Annotated in this window: 21 protein-coding genes; 15 read left to right on the top strand and 6 right to left on the bottom strand. The window is 69.8% G+C overall.

Going from position 1 to position 23,335, the window contains the following annotated elements:
- Positions 1-262 precede the first annotated feature (262 nt).
- The 4 genes from ACW5DW_RS01615 to ACW5DW_RS01600 all read left to right on the top strand — a co-directional run bounded on the left by ACW5DW_RS01615 (position 263) and on the right by ACW5DW_RS01600 (position 6,015).
- Positions 263-406, top strand: coding sequence for a hypothetical protein (locus tag ACW5DW_RS01615; protein WP_457016918.1), 144 nt, complete (start codon positions 263-265; stop codon positions 404-406).
- Positions 407-487: 81 nt separating this feature from the next.
- The gene (locus tag ACW5DW_RS01610; protein WP_457016916.1) at positions 488-1,072 is read left to right on the top strand and encodes an ECF-type sigma factor; all 585 of its coding nucleotides are present in this window, start codon (positions 488-490) and stop codon (positions 1,070-1,072) included.
- A gap of 16 nt (positions 1,073-1,088) precedes the next feature.
- Positions 1,089-3,953, top strand: coding sequence for a tetratricopeptide repeat protein (locus tag ACW5DW_RS01605; RefSeq protein WP_457016914.1), 2,865 nt, complete (start codon positions 1,089-1,091; stop codon positions 3,951-3,953).
- Positions 3,954-4,116: 163 nt separating this feature from the next.
- A complete protein-coding gene (locus ACW5DW_RS01600) occupies positions 4,117-6,015 on the top strand; it encodes a hypothetical protein (protein ID WP_457016912.1) in 1,899 nt (632 codons plus the stop codon).
- A 100-nt stretch (positions 6,016-6,115) separates the two neighbouring features.
- Here ACW5DW_RS01600 and groL read toward each other — a convergent pair whose 3' ends face one another.
- From groL to ACW5DW_RS01585, 3 genes are all read right to left on the bottom strand, one after another.
- Positions 6,116-7,756 (bottom strand): chaperonin GroEL, encoded by a 1,641-nt coding sequence (gene groL / locus ACW5DW_RS01595; protein ID WP_457016910.1) that lies wholly within the window; start codon positions 7,754-7,756, stop codon positions 6,116-6,118.
- A 62-nt stretch (positions 7,757-7,818) separates the two neighbouring features.
- The gene (gene groES / locus ACW5DW_RS01590) at positions 7,819-8,109 is read right to left on the bottom strand and encodes a co-chaperone GroES (protein ID WP_149102601.1); all 291 of its coding nucleotides are present in this window, start codon (positions 8,107-8,109) and stop codon (positions 7,819-7,821) included.
- Between the two features lie 253 nt (positions 8,110-8,362).
- Positions 8,363-8,836 (bottom strand): Lrp/AsnC ligand binding domain-containing protein, encoded by a 474-nt coding sequence (locus ACW5DW_RS01585; RefSeq protein ID WP_457016909.1) that lies wholly within the window; start codon positions 8,834-8,836, stop codon positions 8,363-8,365.
- Between the two features lie 171 nt (positions 8,837-9,007).
- On the opposite strand from ACW5DW_RS01585, the gene ACW5DW_RS01580 reads away from it, so the two are divergent.
- The gene (locus ACW5DW_RS01580; RefSeq protein WP_457016908.1) at positions 9,008-10,291 is read left to right on the top strand and encodes a D-amino acid dehydrogenase; all 1,284 of its coding nucleotides are present in this window, start codon (positions 9,008-9,010) and stop codon (positions 10,289-10,291) included.
- Complete coding sequence (gene alr, locus ACW5DW_RS01575) at positions 10,291-11,403, top strand: alanine racemase (protein ID WP_457016907.1); 1,113 nt, start codon at positions 10,291-10,293, stop codon at positions 11,401-11,403. The genes ACW5DW_RS01580 and alr overlap by 1 nt, the downstream gene beginning before the upstream one ends.
- A gap of 168 nt (positions 11,404-11,571) precedes the next feature.
- On the opposite strand, the gene ACW5DW_RS01570 is transcribed toward alr, so the two are convergent.
- Positions 11,572-12,000 (bottom strand): acyloxyacyl hydrolase, encoded by a 429-nt coding sequence (locus ACW5DW_RS01570; RefSeq protein WP_457016906.1) that lies wholly within the window; start codon positions 11,998-12,000, stop codon positions 11,572-11,574.
- Positions 12,001-12,261: 261 nt separating this feature from the next.
- On the opposite strand from ACW5DW_RS01570, the gene cutA reads away from it, so the two are divergent.
- The 9 genes from cutA to ACW5DW_RS01525 all read left to right on the top strand — a co-directional run bounded on the left by cutA (position 12,262) and on the right by ACW5DW_RS01525 (position 21,591).
- A complete protein-coding gene (cutA, locus tag ACW5DW_RS01565; protein WP_457016904.1) occupies positions 12,262-12,591 on the top strand; it encodes a divalent-cation tolerance protein CutA in 330 nt (109 codons plus the stop codon).
- A 5-nt stretch (positions 12,592-12,596) separates the two neighbouring features.
- Complete coding sequence (locus ACW5DW_RS01560; protein ID WP_457018373.1) at positions 12,597-14,939, top strand: protein-disulfide reductase DsbD family protein; 2,343 nt, start codon at positions 12,597-12,599, stop codon at positions 14,937-14,939.
- Entirely contained in the window at positions 14,936-15,532 is a 597-nt protein-coding gene (locus tag ACW5DW_RS01555; RefSeq protein ID WP_457016903.1) for a TlpA family protein disulfide reductase, read from the top strand. Before ACW5DW_RS01560 ends, ACW5DW_RS01555 begins: the two co-directional genes overlap by 4 nt.
- 184 nt (positions 15,533-15,716) lie before the next feature.
- Entirely contained in the window at positions 15,717-16,163 is a 447-nt protein-coding gene (gene aroQ, locus ACW5DW_RS01550; protein WP_457018372.1) for a type II 3-dehydroquinate dehydratase, read from the top strand.
- A gap of 40 nt (positions 16,164-16,203) precedes the next feature.
- Positions 16,204-16,689, top strand: coding sequence for an acetyl-CoA carboxylase biotin carboxyl carrier protein (gene accB, locus ACW5DW_RS01545; protein ID WP_457016901.1), 486 nt, complete (start codon positions 16,204-16,206; stop codon positions 16,687-16,689).
- 96 nt (positions 16,690-16,785) lie between these two features.
- On the top strand, positions 16,786-18,153 hold the full coding sequence (accC, locus tag ACW5DW_RS01540) for an acetyl-CoA carboxylase biotin carboxylase subunit (RefSeq protein ID WP_457016899.1): 1,368 nt from the start codon (positions 16,786-16,788) through the stop codon (positions 18,151-18,153).
- Between the two features lie 123 nt (positions 18,154-18,276).
- Complete coding sequence (locus ACW5DW_RS01535; protein ID WP_457016897.1) at positions 18,277-18,666, top strand: CopL family metal-binding regulatory protein; 390 nt, start codon at positions 18,277-18,279, stop codon at positions 18,664-18,666.
- 124 nt (positions 18,667-18,790) lie between these two features.
- The gene (locus ACW5DW_RS01530; protein WP_457016895.1) at positions 18,791-20,611 is read left to right on the top strand and encodes a copper resistance system multicopper oxidase; all 1,821 of its coding nucleotides are present in this window, start codon (positions 18,791-18,793) and stop codon (positions 20,609-20,611) included.
- The gene (locus tag ACW5DW_RS01525; RefSeq protein ID WP_457016893.1) at positions 20,608-21,591 is read left to right on the top strand and encodes a copper resistance protein B; all 984 of its coding nucleotides are present in this window, start codon (positions 20,608-20,610) and stop codon (positions 21,589-21,591) included. Before ACW5DW_RS01530 ends, ACW5DW_RS01525 begins: the two co-directional genes overlap by 4 nt.
- A gap of 193 nt (positions 21,592-21,784) precedes the next feature.
- On the opposite strand, the gene ung is transcribed toward ACW5DW_RS01525, so the two are convergent.
- On the bottom strand, positions 21,785-22,489 hold the full coding sequence (gene ung, locus ACW5DW_RS01520; protein ID WP_457016891.1) for a uracil-DNA glycosylase: 705 nt from the start codon (positions 22,487-22,489) through the stop codon (positions 21,785-21,787).
- The gene (locus ACW5DW_RS01515; protein ID WP_457016889.1) at positions 22,486-23,331 is read right to left on the bottom strand and encodes a response regulator; all 846 of its coding nucleotides are present in this window, start codon (positions 23,329-23,331) and stop codon (positions 22,486-22,488) included. The genes ung and ACW5DW_RS01515 overlap by 4 nt, the downstream gene beginning before the upstream one ends.
- Between the last annotated feature and the right edge of the window lie 4 nt (positions 23,332-23,335).

Raw genomic sequence — 23,335 nt, 5'->3', positions numbered from 1 at the left:
GTTTTTGCGTGTCGCGACCCGACCGCAGGCCAGATCCATTCGCTTGCAATCCGGCCGACTCCCCTCGAATGGGCGAAGAACCAAGAAAACCCCGCCTCGCGGCGGGGTTCTTCGTGTCTGGTGCGGCCAAGGCCTGGCCAGGTCGTTGTCCCGGCGCGCTGCGGCGCGCGGGATCAACCCGCACCTTCATTGCATCGCGGCGCGATCAGAAATCCATGCCGCCCATGCCCCGCGCGGGTGGCAGCCGGCCTGGACGGTGCGCGTGCGCAACAAGTCCACCGCGATGCCGATGGCCGGACTGGGCGCGATCGGCAACGACGCCGTGCGCGACGCGACCAAGCCCACCACCAAGGAAACCGCCAGGGGCGCGGCCAAGAGCGTGCTGCGTGGATTGCTGCGCCGCTGATGCGCTCTCTCCCACGCGATCGGGACGGGCGGCACTCACGATCAAGCGGCCGGGCCGCGCCCTTCCTGCCGTTGACAGCACATGCAGCAGGGGAATCCGGCCGTCTTCGCGTCGAGACCCGTCATGCCCGCCCAACTCGCTGAAATATCCACCGCCCCGCCCCTACCCATCGACGCCTTGTTCGGTGAGGTCTACGGACAGCTTTGCGCCCTGGCACATCGCCAACGCCTTCCGTCCGATGGTGCCACGCTCAACACGACTGCGCTGGTGCACGAGCTGTATCTGCGGGTCAGCGCGAACCCGGCCCTGGAGTTCACCCGCCCCGGGCAATTCTTCGCCTACGCCGCCTGCGCCATCCGCCATCTGCTCTGCGACCGTGCCCGCGCGCGGCTGCGGCGACAGGCCAACGGCGCGGGCTGGACCACCCTGGTGACGTCGGATGGCCAGTCGCAGCTGGCGATCGCCAGCGCCGAGGAGATGATGTCGCTGGACGCAGCGCTGAACCGCCTGGCCGAGATCGACCCGCGCGCCGCGCACACGGTGGAACTGCGTTATTTCGCCGGACTGACGCTGGAACAGGTGGCGGAGACGCTGGGGCTCGCGCGGCGCACGGTCGATCGCGATTGGCGCTTCGCCCGCGCCTTCCTGCACGACCTGCTGGCCTGAGCGGGAGTGCCCTCGCATGACGCCCGTGCACAGCCACGAGACGCCTGCGGGCGGCATGCGCCTGCGGCGCTTGTTCGAAGCCGCGCTGGAGGTGCCCGACGACGCGCGTGCGGCCTGGCTGGACCGGCACGCGGCCGACGCAGGCGAACGCGCCGCGCTGCAGCGCCTGCTGGCCGCCGACGCGGGCGTCGACGGCGCCCTCGACCTGCCGGTCACCGAGCGCGCCGCGCGCCTGGGCACCTGCGCAGGCAGCGATGCCGATGCCGCCGTGACAGGCATGGTCGGACAGCGCATCGGCCAGTTCCGCCTGGTCCGGCTGCTGGGCCAGGGCGGCATGGCCACGGTCTTCCTGGCCGAGCGGGAGGGCGCCGACTTCGCCCAGCAGGTGGCCGTCAAACTGCTGCGTCGCGGCCTGTACTCGGACGTGGAGCAGCGCCTGTTCCGCCGCGAGCGGCGCACCCTCTCCCTGCTGTCCCACCCCAACATCGCGCGCCTGGTCGACGGCGGCGTCACCGCGGCCGGCATTCCCTTCCTGGTGATGGAATGTGTCGACGGCGTGCCGATCACCCGCCATGCCTTCGAGCAACGGCTCGACCTGCGCGCGCGCCTGCGGCTGTTCGTCGTGGTCTGCGGCGCGGTCGCCGCCGCGCACAGGCAGCTCATCGTGCATCGCGATATCAAGCCCTCCAACATCCTCGTCACCGCCGAGGGTGAGGTGAAGCTGCTCGACTTCGGCATCGCCAAGCTGCTCGACGAGGACGATGGCGCCACCATCGCCGGCGCGGCAGCGCTCACGCCGGGCTACGCCGCGCCCGAGCAGTACGCCGGCGGCCCGGTCTCCACCGCCACCGACGTGTACGCGCTCGGCGTGCTGCTGCACGAACTGCTGCTGTGCAGGCGACCCGACGGCGACGCGTCGAGGCGGCCGTCCTGCCTGGCGTACGACACCGGCGTGGACCCGGCGCACCTGCCGCTGCCGCGCGCCGCGCTGCACCACGCGCTGCGCGGCGACCTGGACAACATCCTGCTGCGCGCACTGGCGCCCGAACCCGCGCGTCGCTACCCCTCAGCCGGCGCACTGGCCGATGACATCAGCCGTCACCTCGACGCCCTGCCGGTGGCAGCGCATCCGCCCTCGCCCGGGTACCGCGCGCGCAAGTTCGTGCGGCGCCACCGCAGCGCCGTGACCCTGGCCGTCGTCTTCGCACTCGGCCTGCTCGCCAGTACCGGTGCCGCGCTGTGGCAGGCACGCGAAGCGCGGCTGCAGGCGCAAGCGGCCGAAGAGCAGACGCAGCGCGCGGTGGCGGTGCGCGACCTGCTGGTGCAGCTGTTCGAGAACGAACAGCCCGGCATGGCGCGCAGCGCCTTGCCCGACACGGCGACGCTGTTGCGGCGCGCCGCCGAACGCAGCCGCGACGGCATGCACCATGCGCCGGCGGTGCGGGTCGACATGCTGGTGGTGATCGGCCGCATCCACGACCGGCTGTCGCAGTACGCGCAGGCACGCAGCCTGCTGACCGAAGCCGTCGACGCCGCGCGCCAACTGCCGGCCAAGCAGCACGCCACGCTGGGCACGGCGCTGAGCCAGCTCGGCCAGCTCGAACTCAGCCTCAAGCATCATGCCGCGGCGCTGCGTCTGTTCGAAGAAGCGCTCGCGATCCAGCAGGCACGCGAGCCGCACGGACTCGACACCGCCATGACCCTGCACCGCCGTGCCCTGGCCTACAGCGAAACCGCCCGCCACGCGCAGGCGCTGGCCGACTATCGCGCGGCCCTGGCGCTGCGCACGGCGCGCCTGCCGGCCGAGCACGAACTGCTGGTTGCCAGCTATGGCGCGCTCGGCACCGCCTACTCGCGGGCGCACCGGCTGCAGGAAGCCGAGCACTGGCAGCGACGCGCACTGGCAATGGCGCGGCGCATCCATGGCAACGTGCATGAAGAAACCGCACGCCGGCTGAGCAACCTGGGCGTCACCCTGTTCGACCTGGGCCAGCACGCCGAAGCCGGACGCCTGTTCGACGAAGCCGTAGCCATCGACCGGCGCGTGTTCTCCGCCCCCAACGCCGGTGCCGCACCGCGCCTGCACAACCTCGGTACGCTGCAACTGCGGCTGGGCCAGCTCGACCAGGGCGAGCGCTCGCTGCGCGCCGCGCTGGCGCTGGGCGACGTGCTCGGGCTGGGCCAGGCACCCGGCCATGGCTACACCCTGCACCAGCTGGCGCGCCTGCAGGAACTGCGGGGGGATCGCGAACAGGCGCTGGCGACGGCGCGCCAGGCCACGCAGGTTTTGTCCGCAACGCTGCCCGAGGGACACGCCCGCCGGATCGAAGCGGAACTGCAGCTGGCGCGACTGATGCTGCCAAACGCCGCCGACATACCCGCGGACGCGCCGCCTGACGCCGTCGCGACCGTCCAGGCGATCCACGCCCGGGTCGAGCGCCTGCTCCAGCGTGTACCCGTGGACGACGTGCCGCTGCAGGCCAGCGCGCGCCACCTGCTGGGACTGGCCCTGGCGGCTGGATCCGATTGGGCCGTGGCCGAACGCGAACTCGTGGCGGCCACCAGCGGCCTGCACGGACCGGCCGGGCTGCGCCATGACGCCGCCGGCTGGTTCGCCACGCTCGCCCGGGTCAGGCTGCAGCGGGGGGACACCGACGGTGCACGCCAGGCCCTGCACGCAGGCCTGGCCCTGGCCGAGCGCATGCATCTGCCGCCGAGGCATTACCTGCGCGCGCAACTGCTGCTGACGCTGGCCGAACTCGAGCACGGTGCCCGCCGCAGCGCCGAGGCGCGCCGCCATGCCGGCGCTGCGCTGCAGGCCATGGACGGGTGGCTGCCCGGGCGCCACCCGTGGCGGAAGCAGGCACGGCGGCTGCTCTAGACCGCATCTCCGCGCATCGCGCGCGGGCTGCGGCGCGGGGCCACGACGGCAATGTCGCAATCCGGTCCGCCGCGACGCTCTTGTGTATTGCACGGCTGCGAGGGCCTCGTGGAACGACGTCCACGGCCGTGCCCGACCCCTCCAGGATTCACACAGGACCCCCATGGACGCGCACCGCAAACCCACCAACCCTACCCCAGCCCCCCAGCCCGCCAGTTCCGACTGCAGGATCGATATCCACATCGACAGCCGCGGCGACGTCAACATCTACAACTGCTCGGCGCCCTGCGATTGCGGCGAGTCCTCTCCTCCCGCCGCTGACCACACCTGCCCACCCACCGCGCCCGGCGCCTGTGTCCCGGCCTCGCTTGGCGGCAAGCCCAAGCAGAGCCGTCGCCGCAAGCTGGACACGCTGCTGGGCAACACCCGCGTGCCCAGCGCACTCGGCGCGACCTTCTTCCATCTCGCGCGCCGCCAGCTGGCCGGCAAGCCTGCCACCAATGTCCTCGAGCAACGCGCCTTCGCCACCCTCGGCCGGCTGACCCCGGACCTGCGCCGCGTCCTGTCCTGTTCGCTGGCGTCCTTCGACACGCTTGCGCCCGGTGAGCGCGACCGCCTGTTCTCCAGCGAGGTGCCGCGCGATCCCGACCAGCCGCTCACCGTCGACGTCCTGGCCCAGGCCGTGGCCACGGAACTGGTGGCCAACGTCGGCCTGCAGCTGTTCGGCGACCCGGACGGCGCACTCGAAGAGCGTCCCGGACTGCGCCGCACGCAACCGTTCCCGGGCGGCGAATTCCCGCCCACCCAGGTTCGCGTGTGCCGCGTCAACGCCCTGCGCACCGGCGAATTCCTGCCCACGCTGGGCACCGGCGACTACACCCCGGAGGAAGTGCAGCAGCGCTGCCATGTGATCCTCGAGGGCGGCCAGCCCGTCCAGGTCTGCGAAGTGCAGACCACCGACTGCCCGGGCAGCTCCAATGGCGAGGTGTGCCTGCGCGTGCAGGAGATCGAGGCCGGGCGCGCGGTGATGCTGGAAGGCGTGAACTTCTCCAGCGTCGAGACGAAGGTACGCCTCACCGACGTGGCGACCTTCAGCATCGTGCGCGATGTCGATGCGCACGTGCGCGGCGACGAACAAACCCCACTGGCCGAGACCATCGACGGGGTCGAGGTGCCGATCATCGACTGTCGGGTGCACGACCGCCTCAGCTTCCGCCTGCCCGACGACCTGCCGCCCGGCCTGTACGATTTCCAGGTGATGGTGCCTAACGACGGCGGCGACCCGGGATGGGGGCAGACGCTGTTCTCCAACGGCCAGCGCGTCATGGTGGTACCGCCAGCAACCGCGCGCTTCCAGATCAGCAGCGAGACCCTGCATGCGCGCAGGGAAACCGCACCGGCCTCGTGGGGTTCGGACGAAGTCGGCATCAAGATCCTGGCCGCGGCGCTGTTCCCCGATCTCAGCGCGAGCGCTCCGCAGTCGCCCAATGGCGGCAACCCGATCCGCTTCGGCGACGTCGACAGCGGCGAGTCGCGCGCGATGGAGCATCTGCTGTTCTCGCACTCGCAACCGATCCTCGGCGGCGCGGTCTCGATCCTGGGTTTCGAGGTGGACGGCGAGGAGGCGTTCGAGAAACAGATCGACAGCTTCACCGAGGCCTTCATCGAGGTCATGAAGGACGTGATTGACTTCATCAAGGACCATCTCAAGGAAGCCGGGGCGATCGCGACAAAGCTGGTCGCCATGGGCGTGGCCGGCGCAATCGCCGCCGCGATCGCGGTCGCCATCGCACTGGCCATCATCCTGTTCGTCGCGTTGTGGGCGCCGGCCGACCTGATCATCGAGGACGCGATCGGCCCGACCATCGGCGAGCTGGTGGCCCTGACCAGCCTCAACTTCCCGCTGCCGCCGCCGCGCCAGTACACGACGGCCGGCGGCATCAAGGTGAAGGTGACACCGCTGGAGAAGGTCGCCCAGCAATACCGCGAACTGCGCGAGTACGTCAGCGACGACGAGGAAAGCCGCTACGAGATCGTGCTGCGCTACAACCGGCTGGCCTGAGCACGAACGCGGCCAGGGTTGCGTGAGTCCACGTCGCGCAAAGAAAAACCCCGCCTCGCGGCGGGGTTTTTCGTGTCGCAGTGGAACGGTTGGCGCTGGATCAGAAATCCATGCCGCCCATGCCGCCCATGCCACCGCCGCCGCCCATGGCCGGCTCTTCCTTCTTGGGAAGCTCCGCCACCATCGCTTCGGTGGTGATCATCAGGCCGGCGATCGAGGCTGCGTTCTGCAGCGCCGAACGGGTGACCTTGGTCGGATCCAGGATGCCGAACGCGATCATGTCGCCGTACTCGCCGGTCTGCGCGTTGTAGCCGTAGTTGCCGGTGCCGTCCTTGACCTTGTTCAGCACCACGCTCGGCTCTTCACCGCAGTTGGTGACGATCTCGCGCAGCGGGGCTTCCATTGCACGCAGGGCGATCACGATGCCGTGGTTCTGGTCTTCGTTGGCACCCTTGAGCTCGCCGATGGCCTGCAGCGCGCGCACCAGGGCCACGCCGCCGCCCGGGACCACGCCTTCTTCCACCGCAGCGCGCGTGGCGTGCAGGGCGTCTTCGACGCGGGCCTTCTTTTCCTTCATCTCGATCTCGGTCGAAGCACCGACCTTGATCACCGCAACGCCGCCGGCCAGCTTGGCAACACGCTCCTGCAGCTTCTCGCGGTCGTAGTCCGAAGAGGTCTCTTCGATCTGCGCCTTGATCTGCTTGATGCGCGCCTCGATGCCACCGGTCTCGCCGGCGCCGTCGATGATGGTGGTGTTCTCCTTGGAGACCTGCACCTTCTTGGCACGGCCGAGGTCGGCGATGGTCGCCTTCTCGAGCTGCAGGCCGACTTCCTCGGAGATCACGGTGCCGCCGGTCAGCACGGCCATGTCTTCGAGCATCGCCTTGCGACGGTCGCCGAAGCCCGGGGCCTTGACGGCCACGACCTTGACGATGCCGCGGATGGTGTTGACCACCAGGGTCGCCAGCGCTTCGCCTTCGACTTCCTCGGCCACGATCAGCAGCGGCTTGCCGGCCTTGGCCACGCCTTCGAGCACGGGCAGCAGGTCACGCACGTTGGAGATCTTCTTGTCGTGCAGGAGGATGAACGGGTCATCCAGGTCGGCCGACATCGACTGCTGGTTGTTGATGAAGTACGGCGACAGGTAGCCGCGGTCGAACTGCATGCCCTCGACGACGTCGAGCTCGTTGTCCAGGCCCGAGCCCTCTTCAACGGTGATCACGCCTTCCTTGCCGACCTTCTTCATCGCGTCGGCGATGATGGTACCGATCGACTCGTCGGAGTTGGCCGAGATCGTGCCGACCTGGGCGATCGCCTTGTCGTCGGCGGTGGGCTTGGAGATGTTCTTCAGCTCCTGCACCGCGGCCTTGACGGCCTGGTCGATGCCGCGCTTGAGGTCCATCGGGTTCATGCCGGCGGCGACGGCCTTGGCACCTTCGCGGATCAGCGCCTGCGCCAGCACGGTGGCGGTGGTGGTGCCGTCACCGGCGTTGTCGGAGGTCTTGGACGCGACTTCCTTCAGCATCTGCGCGCCCATGTTCTCGAACTTGTCGGCCAGTTCGATTTCCTTGGCGACGGAGACGCCGTCCTTGGTGATGGTCGGCGCGCCGTAGCTCTTCTCGAGCACGACGTTGCGGCCCTTCGGGCCGAGGGTTGCCTTGACGGCATTGGCGAGAATGTTGACGCCGCGCACCATCTTGGCGCGCGCGTCTTCACCGAAACGGATTTCCTTGGCAGCCATGGCTGATTACCTCGATGTCTGGATAGTGGGAATGTGGAAAGGGCTGGCGAAAGACGCCGCGATCAGCCGAGGATCGCGAAGATGTCGTCTTCCTTCACCACGAGGTATTCGGTGCCGTCGAGCTTGACCTCGGTGCCGCTGTACTTGCCGAACAGCACCTTGTCGCCGGCCTTGACCTTGGGCGCGCGCACGCTGCCGTTGTCGAGCACCTTGCCCTCGCCGACGGCGACGACTTCACCCTTGATCGGCTTTTCGGTGGCCGAGTCCGGGATCACGATGCCGCCGGCCGACAGCTTCTCTTCTTCCATACGCTTGATGACCACGCGGTCGTACAGCGGCTTGATGTTGCTCATTTTCAACCCTCGCAAGTGATTGATTGGACAGGTAAAGGGGCGGCGATGTTAGCACTCGCCAAGGGCGACTGCCAGCAACGCGGGCGCGAAAATCCCGGACGGGCCGGGAGGTGATCGGAAGATGAGGGGGGTAGCCGGCGCTTTCAAGGGGCAGGGTGTGGATTTCTTTTCGCGGTTTCGGCTTGCCCCCATCCCAACCCTCCCCTGCTCGCGGGGGAAGGGTTGGGATGGGGGCCGCCGGAGCCACGCAAACTCAGTCCCCGACCGGCAGCTCCAGCGTCTCCTTCACCTCTTCCATGACGATGTAGCTCTTGGATTCGCGTACGTGCGGCAGGGTCAGCAGGGTGCTGCCGAGCAGCTTGCGGTAGGACGCCATTTCCGAGATCCGCGCCTTGATCAGGTAGTCGAAATCCCCCGACACCAGGTGGCATTCCAGCACGTTCGGCAGCTTGAGCGCGGCGCGGCGGAATTCCTCGAAGATGTCGCCGGACTTGTAGGCCAGGCTGATCTCGACGAACACCAGCAGGCTGGCCTGGACCGCGGCGGGCGCTACACGGGCGTGGTAGCCGGTGATCACGCCGTCGCGCTCGAGCCGGCGCACGCGCTCGGTGCAGGGCGTGGTCGACAGGCCCACGCGCTCGCCGAGTTCGGTGAAGGCGATGCGCCCCTCCTGCTGCAGGATGCGCAGGATGCGGCGGTCGACGCGGTCGAGTTCCCTGCGTTTCATTGGCACTGTCGGGGGCGGTCTTTGCAGGAATATTAACTGCCATCCGACTGAATCTTGGAAAATTCCGCTGCCTTCCCGCTCTTATACTGGTGGAATTCCGCCCCGTGACCACCTTCGACCCCCCCCCGGATGGACCCGACTCCTTCCGGCCTGCCGCGAGCGAGCAAGGCGATGCGCATCCTGATCCTGGGTTCCGGCGTGATTGGCGTAACCAGCGCCTGGTACCTGCGCCAGCAGGGCCACGAGGTGGTGGTGGTCGACCGCAGCGACGGGCCGGCGATGGAAGCCAGCTTCGCCAATGCCGGCCAGGTCTCGCCGGGCTATGCCTCGCCGTGGCCGGCGCCTGGCATCCCGCTCAAGGCGGTGAAGTGGCTGCTGTCGCGCCACGCGCCGCTGGCGATCAAACCCACCAGCGACCCGGCACAGTACCGCTGGCTGTGGGCGATGCTGCGCAACTGCACCCATCCGCGCTACGCGGTGAGCAAGGCGCGGATGGTGCGGCTGGCTGAATACAGCCGCAACTGCCTGGCCGAACTGCGCGTGGCCACCGGCATCGAGTACGAACAGCGCACGCTCGGCACCACCCAGCTGTTCCGCACCCACGCCCAGCTCGACGCCGCGGCGCGCGATATCGCGGTGCTGCGCGAATACGGAGTGCGCTACGAGCTGCTCGACCGCGACGGCATCGTGCGCGCCGAGCCTGCGCTCGCACAGGTCCGCGACACGCTGGCAGGCGCGTTGCGATTGCCCGGCGACGAGACCGGCGACTGCCATCTGTTCACCACCCGGCTGGCGGCGCTTGCCGTCGACGCGGGCGTGGAGTTTCGCCACGGCAGCGACGTGGAGGCGCTGCTGGCCGATGGCGATCGGCTGTCGGGCGTGCGCATCGACGGCCGCGTCGAGACCGGCGACCGCTACGTTCTGGCCCTGGGCAGCTGGTCGCCACGGCTGCTGGCGCCGGTCGGCGTCCGCCTGCCGGTCTACCCGCTCAAGGGCTACTCGCTGACCATCCCGATCACGCGGCCGGAAATGGCGCCGCATTCGACCGTGCTCGACGAGAGCTACAAGGTGGCGATCACCCGCTTCGACGACCGCATCCGCGTGGGCGGCATGGCCGAGGTGTCGGGCTACGACCTGTCGCTGCCGCAGCGCCGGCGCGAGACGCTCGAAATGGTGGTGCGCAGCCTGTACCCGCACGGCGGTGACCTGTCGCGCGCGGACTTCTGGAGCGGCCTGCGCCCGTCCACGCCCGACGGCCCGCCGGTGGTGGGCGCGACGAAATACCGCAACCTCTGGCTCAACACCGGCCACGGCACCCTGGGCTGGACCATGGCCTGCGGCTCGGCGCGCTACCTCGCCGACCTGATCGACGGCCACGCGCCGGCAATCGATACCGAGGGCCTGGACATCTCGCGCTACGACCGCCCCTGGCCCAACCCGAAGGGCCTGCGCTGATGCGCCCCTCGCGCGCCACCATCGACCTGGACGCGCTGCGCCACAACTATCGCCACGCGCGTGCGCTCGGCGGCGGCAGGGCGCTGGCGGTGGTCAAGGCGGACGCCTACGGCCATGGCGCCGTCGCCTGCGCGCGCGCGCTCGAGGGCGAGGCCGACGCCTTCGGCGTGGCCTGCATCGAAGAGGCGCTGGAGCTGCGCGAGTCCGGCATCCGCACACCGATCCTGCTGCTGGAAGGTTTCTTCGACGCGGCCGAACTGGCGTTGATCGAACGGCACGAGCTGTGGACGGTGGTGGCCTCGCCCTGGCAGGTCGACCTGCTCCAAACGCATCGCGCATCCCGGCCCTGGCAGGTGTGGCTGAAGCTCGACTCGGGCATGCACCGGCTGGGGCTCGCGCCAGGCGAATACGTGGATGCATGGCGGCGGCTGCGCGCCCTGCCCTGGATCGACACGATGATCGCGATGAGCCACTTCTCGCGCGCCGACGAACTTTCGCACGCCAGCACTGGCCAGCAACTTGCCAGCTTCGACGCAGCGCTCGCGCAATTGCCGGCGGGTACGCCCGTCAGCCTGGCCAATTCGGCTGCGCTGATGGCCTGGCCCGCAACGCGCGGCGGCTGGGTGCGGCCGGGCCTGATGCTCTACGGCTCGCACATGCTCGACGCGCCGCGCGCCGAAGCCGTGGCGCTGCGCGCGGTGATGACGCTCGAATCAAAGGTGATCGCGGTGCGCGAACTGGCCGCCGGCGAGCCGATCGGCTACGCCGGCACCTTCATCACCACCCGGCCCACGCGCGTGGGCGTGGTTGCCGCCGGTTACGCCGACGGCTATCCGCAGTACGCCACCTCGGGCACGCCGGTGGTGATCGACGGCCGGCCCGGCGAACTGATCGGCCGCGTGTCGATGGACATGCTCACCATCGATCTGACCGACCACCCGCAGGCCGGCCTGGGCAGCATCGTCGAACTGTGGGGACCCCGGCTGCCGGTCGCCGAGGTCGCCGCGCGCAGCGGCAACAGCCCCTACCGCCTGCTGACCGGGCTCAAGCGCGTGCCGCGGCGTTACGTCGGACCGCAACAGGAGCGCCCGCCCGAAGACGCCGCGGGATGACGCGTGACGCGGCACTGTCTGTCATTTCGACCGGAGGGAGAAATCCACTCCGCGCCGCCGCACAAGCCGACGCCAACGCAGGCCCACGCAAGATCTCTCCCTTCGGTCGAGATGACAGGAATGCGGGGTGACAGAAATGTTTGTCGAGATGATGGGACGCCCAGCGCCCTAGAACCGCCAGGCCCCCTGCAGCATCGTCTCGCCGTCGTTGGGCTCGTGCAGGCTGGCGTTGGAGATGTGCCGGGCCAGCAGCGAGAAACGGCCCCAGCGCCAGCCCAGCGTGCTGATGAACTGGGGATCGCCAGACAGCGCCTCGGTCCACCCCTCCTGCACGCCCACCCCGACACCGGCGACCAGCCCGCTGGGCCGCTCGTAGCGCAGGCCGCCGTGGACGATGGTGACGTCGTCGCCGTTGTCGTAGGCCGAGTCGCTGCGGCCGCGCAGGTGCATCGCGCCAACTTCCCAGTGCAGGGTGCCGCCACGGAACTCGCGCCATTCGGGCAGCCAGGCCACCGCCGCGACCGGCGTGTCCTCGTTGCCACGGGTGAACGACATACCGGCGCCAACTTCAACCTGGGCGGCAGCCGCGGCGCTCATGCCGCAGAGGATGGGCAGCAGCAGGACAGCGAACCGGCACAGCACGACACGCGACAATCGCGACATTGGGAAGGGAGGACCCTGTGGGGCGGGCAAGGATAAAACCGACGGCATGAACAAGCGATGCGCCAGTCGACACGCTGCGTTGCGCCACCGACGCGGCGGATCGCCTGCCGCTCCGACCTCACTCCTCACCCGTCTCCGGCACCACGCCGGCACCTCGGATACCCTATCTGCCCCCGATTCCGGACCGTCGCCACCGTGACCGCGCTCGCCTGCCTGTGTACCTGCCCCGATGCCGCGACCGCCGCGCGCATCGCCGAGACGCTGGTCGACGAACGGCTCGCTGCCTGCGTGAACGTGCTGCCGGGCGTGGACTCGGTCTACCGTTGGCAAGGCCGCGTGGAGCGCGCCAGCGAGGTGCTGCTGATCATCAAGTCCACCCGGGACCGCCTGCAGGCGCTCACCGCCCGCGTGGTCGAACTTCACCCCTACGAACTTCCCGAACTGATCGCGGTCGATATCGCCGGCGGACTGCCGGGCTACCTGGCCTGGATCGCAGACGCGACCCGCCCTGGAGCCGAAGAGTGAACCGACTGACCGGGCTGCTGGTCCGCGTCGCTGCGCTCGCGCTGCTGGCCGTCGCGCTGCCCGCCAACGCCGCCATCGACCAGAGCCAGCTGCTGCCGGTCGACCAGGCCTTCGCGCTGCAGGCACGCGCGACCGCGCCGGGCCGAATCGAGATCGACTGGGCGATCGCCGAGGGCTACTACCTGTATCGCCACCGCACCGCGGTGCAGGTGGTCGAAGGTGGCTTCGAGGCCAATCCACTGCAGCTGCCGCCGGGCAAGCGGCATACCGACGAGTTCTTCGGCGAGGTCGAAACGTATCGGGGCCAGCTTGTCGCGGTGCTCACCGGTGCCGCCGCCGACGGCGCCCGGGACGTGAGCCTGCAGGTCAAGTACCAGGGCTGCGCGGACCTGGGCATCTGCTATCCGCCGCAGACGCGCACGCTGAAGGTCGCCCTGCCCGCAGATGCCGCCGTTGGCACGGCGGATGCAGCGGGCGACTCCGGGTTCGCCGCACTCGGGCGCAGCCTGGCGGGCGCGCCTGGCGCCGGCGCAGCACAGCTCGGGGTCGATGGCAGCGGCGCGGCGCAACCGCTGCCGCTGCCGCCCGAGCAGGCGTTCGGCTTCGAGGCCATTGCCGGCGACGGCAACACCCTGCTGCTGCGCTTCACGCCCGCGCGCGGCTATTACCTGTATCGCGACCGCAGCAGCTTCCGCCTCGACGGGCATGACGGTATCGCCGCCGGCACGCCGCGCTGGCCGCCGGGCGTGGCGCATCGCGACGAGCACTTCGGCGAGGTGGTGGTCTATTTCGACCAGGTCGACGTGCCGTTGCCGCTGCGGCGCACGGTCGCCGATGCCGCGACCGTGCAGCTCACCGCGACCTTCCAGGGCTGCCAGGACGAGGGCATCTGCTATCCGCCGATGACGCGCACGGTCGAGGTGGCGCTGCCGACGGGCGAAATCGAAAAAGCCGCGCTGGGGTCAGAGTCACTTTCCCCCGAGAGGATCGGCGTGACCCCGGGGTCAGAGTCACTTTCCCCGGAGGGGATCGAGGCGCCCAACGTGCCCGGTGGGGAAAGTGACTCTGACCCCACCCCCGATGCTTCCGCCGACAACGCCGCGCGCACCGCGCTTCCCGCAAGCGCCCTGCCGGCCGGTGGTGCGCTGGGCGCGCTGCTGCTGGCCCTGCTCGGCGGGCTGGTGCTCAACCTGATGCCCTGCGTGCTGCCGATCCTGTCGCTCAAGGTGCTGGGCGTGGCGCAGAGCGGCGAGAGCCGCGCCCATGCGCGCAGCCACGCGCTCTGGTACACCGCCGGCGTGCTGGTCGCGTTCGCCGCGATCGGCGCGCTGGTGCTGGCCCTGCGCGCGGGCGGACAGGCGCTGGGCTGGGGCTTCCAGCTGCAGCAGCCGTGGTTCGTCGCCGCGCTGGTGTACCTGATGTTCGCGGTCGGGCTGAGCCTCTCGGGCGTATTCACGCTTGGCGGCGGGATCGGCAACGTGGGTCAGGCGCTCGCCTCCCGCACCGGGCCGGCCGGCGACTTCTTCACCGGCGTGCTGGCCTGCGTGGTCGCCAGCCCCTGCATCGCGCCGTTCATGGGCGGCGCGCTGGCGTTCGCCTTCACCGCATCGCCGTGGATGGCGCTGGCGGTGTTCCTGATGCTGGGCCTGGGCCTGGCGCTGCCGTTCCTGCTGATCGGCTTCATCCCGGCGCTGGCCGACCGCCTGCCCAGGCCGGGCGCGTGGATGGAAACGCTCAAGCAGGTGCTGGCCTTCCCGATGTACCTGACTGCGATCTGGCTGCTGTGGGTGCTGGGCAAGCAGCGCGGCGTGGACGCGATGGCGCTGGTGGCCGTCGGCCTGGCCGTGCTGGCGCTGGCGCTGTGGTGGCATGAGCGCAGGCGCTGGACCGGCGGCATGGCCGGGCGCGTGCTGGCGCTGGCGCTGGCGGCGGCCGCGCTGCTGCCGGTGTGGAAGGTGGGCTCACTCCCGCCGCCGCAGCGCGCGGCGCAGGCCGCATCCGAGGGACGCGAAGCGTGGACGCCCGAACGCCTGCAGGCGCTGCGCGCCGAAGGCCGCGTCGTCTTCGTCAACATGACCGCCGACTGGTGCGTGACCTGCAAGGCCAACGAACGCCGGGTGCTGTCGCAGCCCGTGTTCCGCGACGCGCTGGCGCAGGCCGATGCCGCCTACCTGCTTGGCGACTACACCAACGCCGATCCGGCCATCGCCGCCTTCCTCGACCGGCACAAGGCCGTGGGCGTGCCGCTGTACGTGGTCTATCCACGCGGCGGCGGCGAAGGCGAGGTCCTGCCTGCGCTGCTGAGCGATGACATCGTGACCGCGGCACTGCGGCGCGCGGCGCCATGAAGCTCACGCCGATGAAGATCGTGCTGGTCGCCGCCGCAGCCGGTGCGCTGGGCGTGGTGGTCGGCATGTTCGCCACCGGGCCGGGCCCGTTGCTGGGCAGCGAGTTCGGCCAGCGCGTGCTCAACGACGCGCTCACCGCCAATACGCCCGCACCGGAGGGCGTCACCGTCGCCCGTCGCGGCGCGGCGCTGCCGGCCGTGCAGGTCGCCGGCCTCGATGGCCCCGCGTTCCAGCTGCCCGACGACTTCAGCGGCCGCCCGCTGCTGGTCAACATCTGGGCCAGCTGGTGCGGCCCCTGCATCAAGGAAATGCCCGAGCTCGACCGCTATGCCCGCGCCCAGGGCGACAGCGGCGTGCAGGTCCTCGGCCTGGCGCTGGACGACCCGCAGGCGGTGCGCGAGTTCCTGCAGCAGATTCCGGTCGGCTACCCGCAGGCAATCGACGCACCGGGACCGTCCGACGCGGGCGTGCGCCTGGGCAATCCCAAGGGTGTGCTGCCCTATTCGATCCTGGTCTCGGCCGACGGGCGCCTGCTCAAGCAAAGGATCGGGCCGTTCGAGGATGGCGAGATCGACCGCTGGGCAGCGCCCTGAGGCCTGCGCGAACGCGCGTGATCCAAAAAGACATCGCGCAGGCAAGGCTGCGGACGCCTCCCGCAGGCGGCACGAATCTGGAGTGCCTACTCCAACAACCGCTTAAGTCCGGCAAACTTCGGCGAACTGGACAGCATCCGCGACATCCCCCAGACTGCGCGCCTTGTCCCGATCCGTTCGACCGATGGCCCAGCTGCTGCTCCTGCACGGCCCCAACCTCAACCTGCTCGGCAGCCGCGAGCCGGAGGTCTATGGCCACGCCACCCTGGCCGATATCGACGCCGACCTGCAGGCCCGTGCGACCGAGGCGGGCCACGCGCTGGAAAGCCTGCAGTCCAACGCCGAGCACGTGTTGGTCGATCGCATCCAGGCCGCGCGCGGCGACGGGACCGTCTTCATCCTGATCAACCCGGCCGCCTTCACCCACACCAGCGTGGCGATCCGCGACGCGCTGGCGGCGGTGGCGATCCCGTTCATCGAGATCCACCTGTCCAATCCCCACGCCCGCGAGCCCTTCCGCCAGCACAGCTACCTCAGCGACAAGGCGGTGGGCGTGGTCTGCGGCTTCGGTGCCGACAGCTACCGTTACGCGCTCGATGCCGCGCTGCGCCGCCTGGCGCCGGCCGCCTGAGCCACTTTCCGCAACACCGGTATTCCACCAGAGGCCATCCATGGACCTGCGCAAGCTCAAGAAGCTCATCGAGTTGCTCGAAGAGTCGAACCTCGCCGAAATCGAGATCAAGGAAGGCGAGGAATCCGTTCGCCTGTCGCGCGGCAGCAGCGCCGGCCCGCCGATGGTCTACGCCCAGGCGCCCGTCGCGCAGGCCGGCTACCGCGAGCCGGTGATGCCGATGCTGTCGCCGGTCGACGCCTCCACCGGCGGCCGCCCCGTGCCCGAACCGGCCGGCAGCGGGCTGCCCGACGGCCACGTGGTGAAGTCGCCGATGGTCGGCACCTACTATGCCTCGCCGGCGCCGGACAAGCCGGCCTTCGTCACCGTCGGCCAGGCGGTCAAGGCCGGCGAGACGCTGGGCATCATCGAGGCGATGAAGATGTTCAACCCGATCGAAGCCGACACCTCGGGCACCGTGCTCGCCATCGTCTGCGAGAGCGGACAGCCGGTCGAGTTCGACCAGCCGCTGTTCGTGATCGGTTGAGGTGAGCGGGGATTTCGAGTGCCGCAGGCACGAGCCCGCGAACGCCCGCCGGCCTGCAGGCCGGCGGGCCGTGCGTCGAACGACTGAGACCAGAACATGCTCGATAAAGTAGTCATCGCCAACCGCGGCGAGATCGCGCTGCGCATCCTGCGCGCCTGCCACGCGCTGGGCATCCGCACGGTCGCGGTGCATTCCACCGTCGACCGCAACCTCAAGCACGTGGCGATGGCCGACGAATCGGTCTGCATCGGTCCGGCGCCGTCCAACCGCAGCTACCTCGACATGCCCGCGATCATCTCCGCGGCCGAAGTCACCGACGCGCAGGCGATCCATCCCGGCTACGGCTTCCTCAGCGAGAACGCCGACTTCGCCGAACGCGTGGAGCAGTCGGGCTTCATCTTCATCGGCCCCAGGCCCGAGACCATCCGCCTGATGGGCGACAAGGTCGAGGCGATCCGCGCGATGAAGGAGGCGGGCGTGCCCTGCGTGCCCGGCAGCGGCGGCCCGCTGGGCGACGACGTCCCGACCAACCAGAAGATCGCCGCGGAGATCGGCTACCCGGTCATCGTCAAGGCCGCCGGCGGCGGCGGCGGCCGCGGCATGCGCGTGGTGCATACCGAAGCCGCGCTCGCCAATGCCGTGACCACGACCAAGACCGAGGCCAAGGCCGCGTTCGGCAACGACATGGTCTACATGGAGAAGTTCCTGGAAAACCCGCGCCACGTGGAGATCCAGGTGCTGGCCGACGGCCAGGGCGGCGCCATCCACCTCGGCGAGCGCGACTGCTCGATGCAGCGACGCCACCAGAAGGTGGTCGAGGAAGCGCCGGCACCGGGCATCAGCGAGGCGCAGCGCGTGGAGATCGGCCGCGTCTGCGTGGAAGCCTGCATCCGCATCGGCTACCGCGGCGCGGGCACGTTCGAGTTCCTGTACGAGGACGGCCGCTTCTACTTCATCGAGATGAACACCCGCATCCAGGTCGAGCATCCCGTCACCGAGATGGTCACCGGCATCGACCTGATCCGCGAGCAGCTCAAGATCGCCTCCGGGGAGAAGCTCTCGATCCGCCAGGAGGACGTGGTGCTGCGCGGTCATTCGATCGAGTGCCGCATCAACGCCGAGGACCCGGACACCTTCCTGCCCTCGCCCGGCCTGATCCAGCACTTCCACTCGCCCGGCGGCCCTGGCGTGCGCGTGGACTCGCACATCTACGAGGGTTACACGGTCCCGCCGAACTACGACTCGATGATCGGCAAGCTGATCGTGCACGGCGCCGACCGCGAGCAGGCGATCGCGCGCATGCGCGTGGCGCTGAGCGAGATGGTGGTGGACGGCATCCGCACCAACATCCCGCTGCAGCAGCGGATCATGGCCGACGCCGGTTTCCAGGCCGGTGGCCAGAACATCCACTACCTCGAAAAACGCCTGGCCGAGCGCAAGGACAAGGCGCTGTCGATCGGCTGAGGCCGGTCGGCGAATGCACCGCGCCGGCAGCGCACGCGGCTCCGCTGTCCCCGCCGCGCGGAGCCGTGCGGCACGCTGCGCTATCCTGCTGCGACCGTTTCCAGGCGCCCCCGCCACGCCACCGTGCTGCGACCCCTGCTCCGTCTGCTGCTGTGCCTCTGCCTGCTGGTCGACACCCTCGGCCCGGCGGTCGCGGCGACGCACCTGGCGATGACGCAAGCCGGTGCGCAGGCCGCGGTGGCCGGCGGAGACGGGGCGACACCTCGCCCCGCCGACGCCGACTGCCACACCATGCGCAACGCGGCCGACATGGCGCCCGAGCCGGTTGCGCCGACGCCTGACGAGGATTGTCTCGAACGTTGCCTCGACCTGTGCCTGCAGCACGGCATCGCCGTGGTCCCGGCCGCGCCACTGCTGGCCGATTGCCGCATCGCCTGGCTGCCTGCCCTGGTCGCAGACGCCCAGGTCGACGCCGTGCACGCCGCGCCGCTGCTGCGTCCACCCATCGCCTGATCGCCCTGATCGCCGCCGCCATGGCGGCCCGGAACATGCGCGCGCCGGCACCCGGCCGCACGCCCAAGCCTTCCCGATTCGATCAACGTGCGGACGCTGCAGCGTGTCCGCCGTGGAGCACACCATGATCCATACCAGTCCCCACCTCGACGCGGCGACGAAGCCCTCGCCTGCCCGCAGGCGATTCGTGCAGGGCCTGCTGCTGGGCGGCGCGGCGCTGGCCACGGGCGCGCTACGCGTGCCCGCGCATGCACGCGACAGCCTCTATGCGCAGCCCGGCAACGTCCTGTCCGGCACCGGCTTCCAGCTCGACATCGGCACCTCGGTGGTCGACTTCACCGGCCGCGCGCGACCCGCGATCACCGTCAACGGCAGCCTGCCCGCGCCGCTGCTGCGCTGGCGCGAGGGCGACACCGTGACCCTGCGCGTGAGCAACCACCTGCGCGGCGTGCCGACCTCGATCCACTGGCACGGCATCCTGCTGCCCTCGAACATGGATGGCGTACCGGGCATGAGCTTCGACGGCATCATGCCCGGCGAGTCGTACCTGTATCGCTTCACGCTGAAGCAGTCCGGCAGCTACTGGTACCACAGCCATTCCCTGCACCAGGAGCAGGCCGGGCTGTACGGCGCGATCATCGTCGATCCGCGCGAGCCGGCGCCCTACCACTGGGACCGCGAGCACGTGGTGCTGCTGTCGGACTGGACCGACCTCGCCCCGGAAGCCCTGTTCGCACGCCTGAAGAAGGCACCGCACCACGACAACTGGTACAAGCCCACCGTCGCCGACTTCTTCCGCGACGCGCGCCGCGACGGACTGGCCGCCACGCTCGCCGACCGCAGGGCCTGGGGCGCGATGCGGATGACGCCCAGCGACCTGTCCGACGTCAACGCGCACACCTACACCTACCTGATGAACGGCGTTACCCCGGCCGGCAACTGGACCGGCGAATTCCGTCCCGGCGAAAAGGTGCTGCTGCGCCTGATCAACGCCTCGGCGATGACGCATTTCGACGTGCGCATCCCGGGTTTGAAGATGACCGTGGTCGCCGCCGACGGCCAGTACGTGCACCCGGTGAGCGTGGACGAGCTGCGCATGGGCGCTGCCGAAACCTACGACGTGATCGTCGAGCCGTCCGGCCAGGACGCCTGGACCATCTTCGCCCAGGACATGGGCCGCACCGGCCACGCGCGCGGCACGCTGGCGCTGCGCGCGGGGCTGCAGGCACCTGTGCCTGCGCTCGATCCGCGACCGCGGCTGACGATGGACGACATGGGCCACGGCGGACACGGCGCGCACAAGGGCATGGAAGGCGGCTGCGGCGCGAAGATGGCGGCCGAGGGCGGCTGCGGCGCCACCATGCACGCGCCATCCGCGCATGACGCGCACGCCGGCCATGGCGACGGCGGCGGCATGCAGTCGCATCCGGCCAGCGAGTCGGGCAACCCGCTGGTCGACATGCAGACCATGGCGCCGGCGCCCAAGCTCGACGATCCGGGCATCGGCCTGCGCGACAACGGTCGCCGGGTGCTGACCTACGCCGACCTGAAGAGCGTGTTCGATGATCCCGACGGCCGCGACCCGGGCCGCACCGTCGAGCTGCACCTGACCGGCCACATGGAGAAGTTTGCCTGGTCCTTCGACGGCATCCCCTTCGCCAGCGCCGAACCGCTGCGCCTGAACTACGGCGAGCGCATGCGCATCGTGCTGGTCAACGACACGATGATGCAGCACCCGATCCACCTGCACGGGATGTGGAGCGACCTCGAGGATGCCGACGGCAACTTCATGGTGCGCAAGCACACCATCGACATGCCGCCCGGCACCAGGCGCAGCTACCGCGTGCGTGCCGACGCGCTCGGCCGCTGGGCCTACCACTGCCACCTGCTCTATCACATGGACGCGGGGATGATGCGCGAAGTGCGCGTGGAGGAAGGCGCATGAGCCGGCATCACTACCGCACGGCAGGCCTGCTGCTGGCGCTCGGCCTGCCCTGCAGCGCACTCGCGCAGCACGCGCATCCGCCGCAGCAACATGTGCGTCCGCAGGCGGCGGAAGCCGCTTCCACATGCTCGCCGGAACACGCTGCGATGGGGCATTGCCGATCGCCAGCGAATACGTCTGCACCACAGGCACATGCCGCGCACGGCTGCACGCCCGAACACGCGGCGATGGGCCACTGCACGCCTGGCGCCCCCGGTGAGCAGGCACCGCGCGATCCCATCCCCGCGCTGACCGATGCCAACCGCGCCGCCGCGTTCCCCATGCTGTCGCAGGACCACATGGCACACGGCCCTGCGACCTACACGCGCGTGACCTTCAACCGCTTCGAAGCCTGGGATGGCGACGATGCCAGCGGCCAGGCCTGGGAAGGCAGCGCATCGACCGGAGGCGACATCCATCGCGTCTGGCTGCGCAGCAGCGGCAGCCGCAGCGCCGGCAGGACCAGCTCGGCGAATGCCGAGCTTCGCTGGTCACGCGCGGTCGCACGCTGGTGGGACGCCGTTGCCGGCGTGCGCCATGACTTCGATCCGGGGACGTCTCGTACACGCGCGGCGTTTGGCGTGCAGGGGATCGCGCCGTACATGTTCGAGGTCTCGGCGCTGGCGTATGTCGGCGACGGCGGCGGTGTCGCCGCCAAGCTCGAGGCCGAGTACGACATGCGCTTCAGCAACCGGCTGGTCCTGCAGCCGCTGCTGGAGCTGGAGCTGCATTCCAGTGACGACCCGGCGCGACTCACCGGCAGCGGCCTGTCGAAAGCGGAGGCCGGCTTGCGCCTGCGCTACGAGCTCACGCGCAGGTTCGCGCCCTACCTCGGCATCGCGCACGAGCGCAGCTTCGGTCGCACCGCGCGGTATCACGAAGATGCCGGCGAGGCCGCGCGCGATACGCGGCTGGTGGCGGGCGTGCGGTTCTGGTTCTGAGGCCGGTGCCAGGGGACGCCCTTCCCCCACGTGGCGAATGACGCCACACATTGTCATTTCGACCGAAGGGAGAATCTCATTCGAAGTGCCGGAAAGCGGATTTCTCCCTTCGGTCGAAATGACACACTTTCCTGCCTGTCTCGCCGTGCAGGTCGTGCGGGACCGGCCGGGTTGCAGTCGCCACATCGCGCCGTCAGTTCCCCAGCGCTGCGAGCGGCGGCAGCGCCCAGTCGATCGGGGTCACGCCGCGGCGCGTGAGGTATTGATTGGCGGCCGAGAAATGCCCGCAGCCCAGAAAGCCGCGATGCGCCGACAGCGGCGACGGGTGCGTCGTGCGCAGCACGCGGTGGCGCTGCGTGTCGATGACCTTGCCCTTGGCCTGCGCGTAGCTGCCCCAGAGCATGAACACCAGGCCTTCGCGCTCGCGGTTGAGCACGTCGACCACATGGTCGGTGAAACCTTCCCAGCCCTTGCCCTGGTGAGAGCCGGCGCGGCCTTCCTCGACGGTCAGCACCGCGTTGAGCAGCAGCACGCCCTGGCGCGCCCACGGCATCAGCCAGCCGTGGTCGGGCGGCGCGATGCCCAGGTCACGCTCCAGCTCCTTGTACATGTTTCGCAGCGACGGCGGCACCGGCACGCCCGGCGGCACCGCGAAGCACAGCCCATGCGCCTGGCCATGGCCGTGGTAGGGATCCTGGCCAAGCACGACCACCTTCACCGCATCGAACGGCGTGGCCTCGAACGCCGCGAAGATCCGCGGCCCAGGCGGATAGATGCGCACGCCGGCCGCCTTGCGCTGGCGCAGGAAGGCCGACAGCGACTGCATGTCCTCGCGCGCGAACCAGTCGCCCACGCGCACCTTCCAGGAAGGCTCCAGCTGCACTTCGGCTTCGCTCATGGCTGCTGCGCGGGCGACGTCGGCAGGCGCGACAGCCGCAGCTGGAACAGCGCCTTGGTCGCCAGCAGGCGTTCCTCGATCGGCTTGAGCACCAGGTCGTTGGCGCCGTGGCGCAGCAACGTGGCCTGGTTGGCGCGGTTGTCGTCGCCGGTCATCACCAGCACCGGCAGCCGCCGCTTGCCGTAGCCCAGGCCGTTGCGCACCTTGTTCAACACGTCGCGGCCGTCGAGCTCGCCCTTGAGGTAGAGGTCGGTCAACACCAGGTCGGCGCCGGGCGCACCCTCGGTGCCGGCATAGGCTTCGAGGTAGGCGATCGCATCCTCGGCGGTGGTGACGTGGGTAACGCGCATCTGGTGCGCCTCGAGCATGCGCCGGATCGCCACCGCCACCGTGCGGCTGTCCTCGATGTAGAGCACGTGCGCGTCGGGGATCGGCTGCGGCTGCACGTAGCCGCGGATGAAGGCGGCCAGCGCGTTGTGGCCCAGGCTCTTGTCGAAATAGTCGGTGACGTCCTCGGTGAAGCGCCGGTCCTCCAGGTGCGACTGCACGTCGCCGGAGATCACGATCACCGGCACGTAGCGCTGGCTGTCGGCCTCGCGTACCGCGCGCGCGACCTGCAGGCCGTCGCCATCGGGCAGCACCAGCGCGGTGGTGACCAGGTCGATCGGCTCGCCGGCCAGCAGCGCGCGCGCATCGGCCAGGCTGCCGCCCTCGACCACCTGCACGCCCGGCAGCTCCTTCACCAGCACCGCATGGATCAGCTTGCGTACCAGCCTGGAGCCGTCGACGACCAGTACACGCGGGCTGTCGGATTCGAGGTGTCGGAGGTCGTGCTGGATCATGCGC

It is taken from the genome of Luteimonas sp. A482 (assembly GCF_054072655.1).
This window is presented reverse-complemented; position numbering and strand designations above follow the sequence as displayed.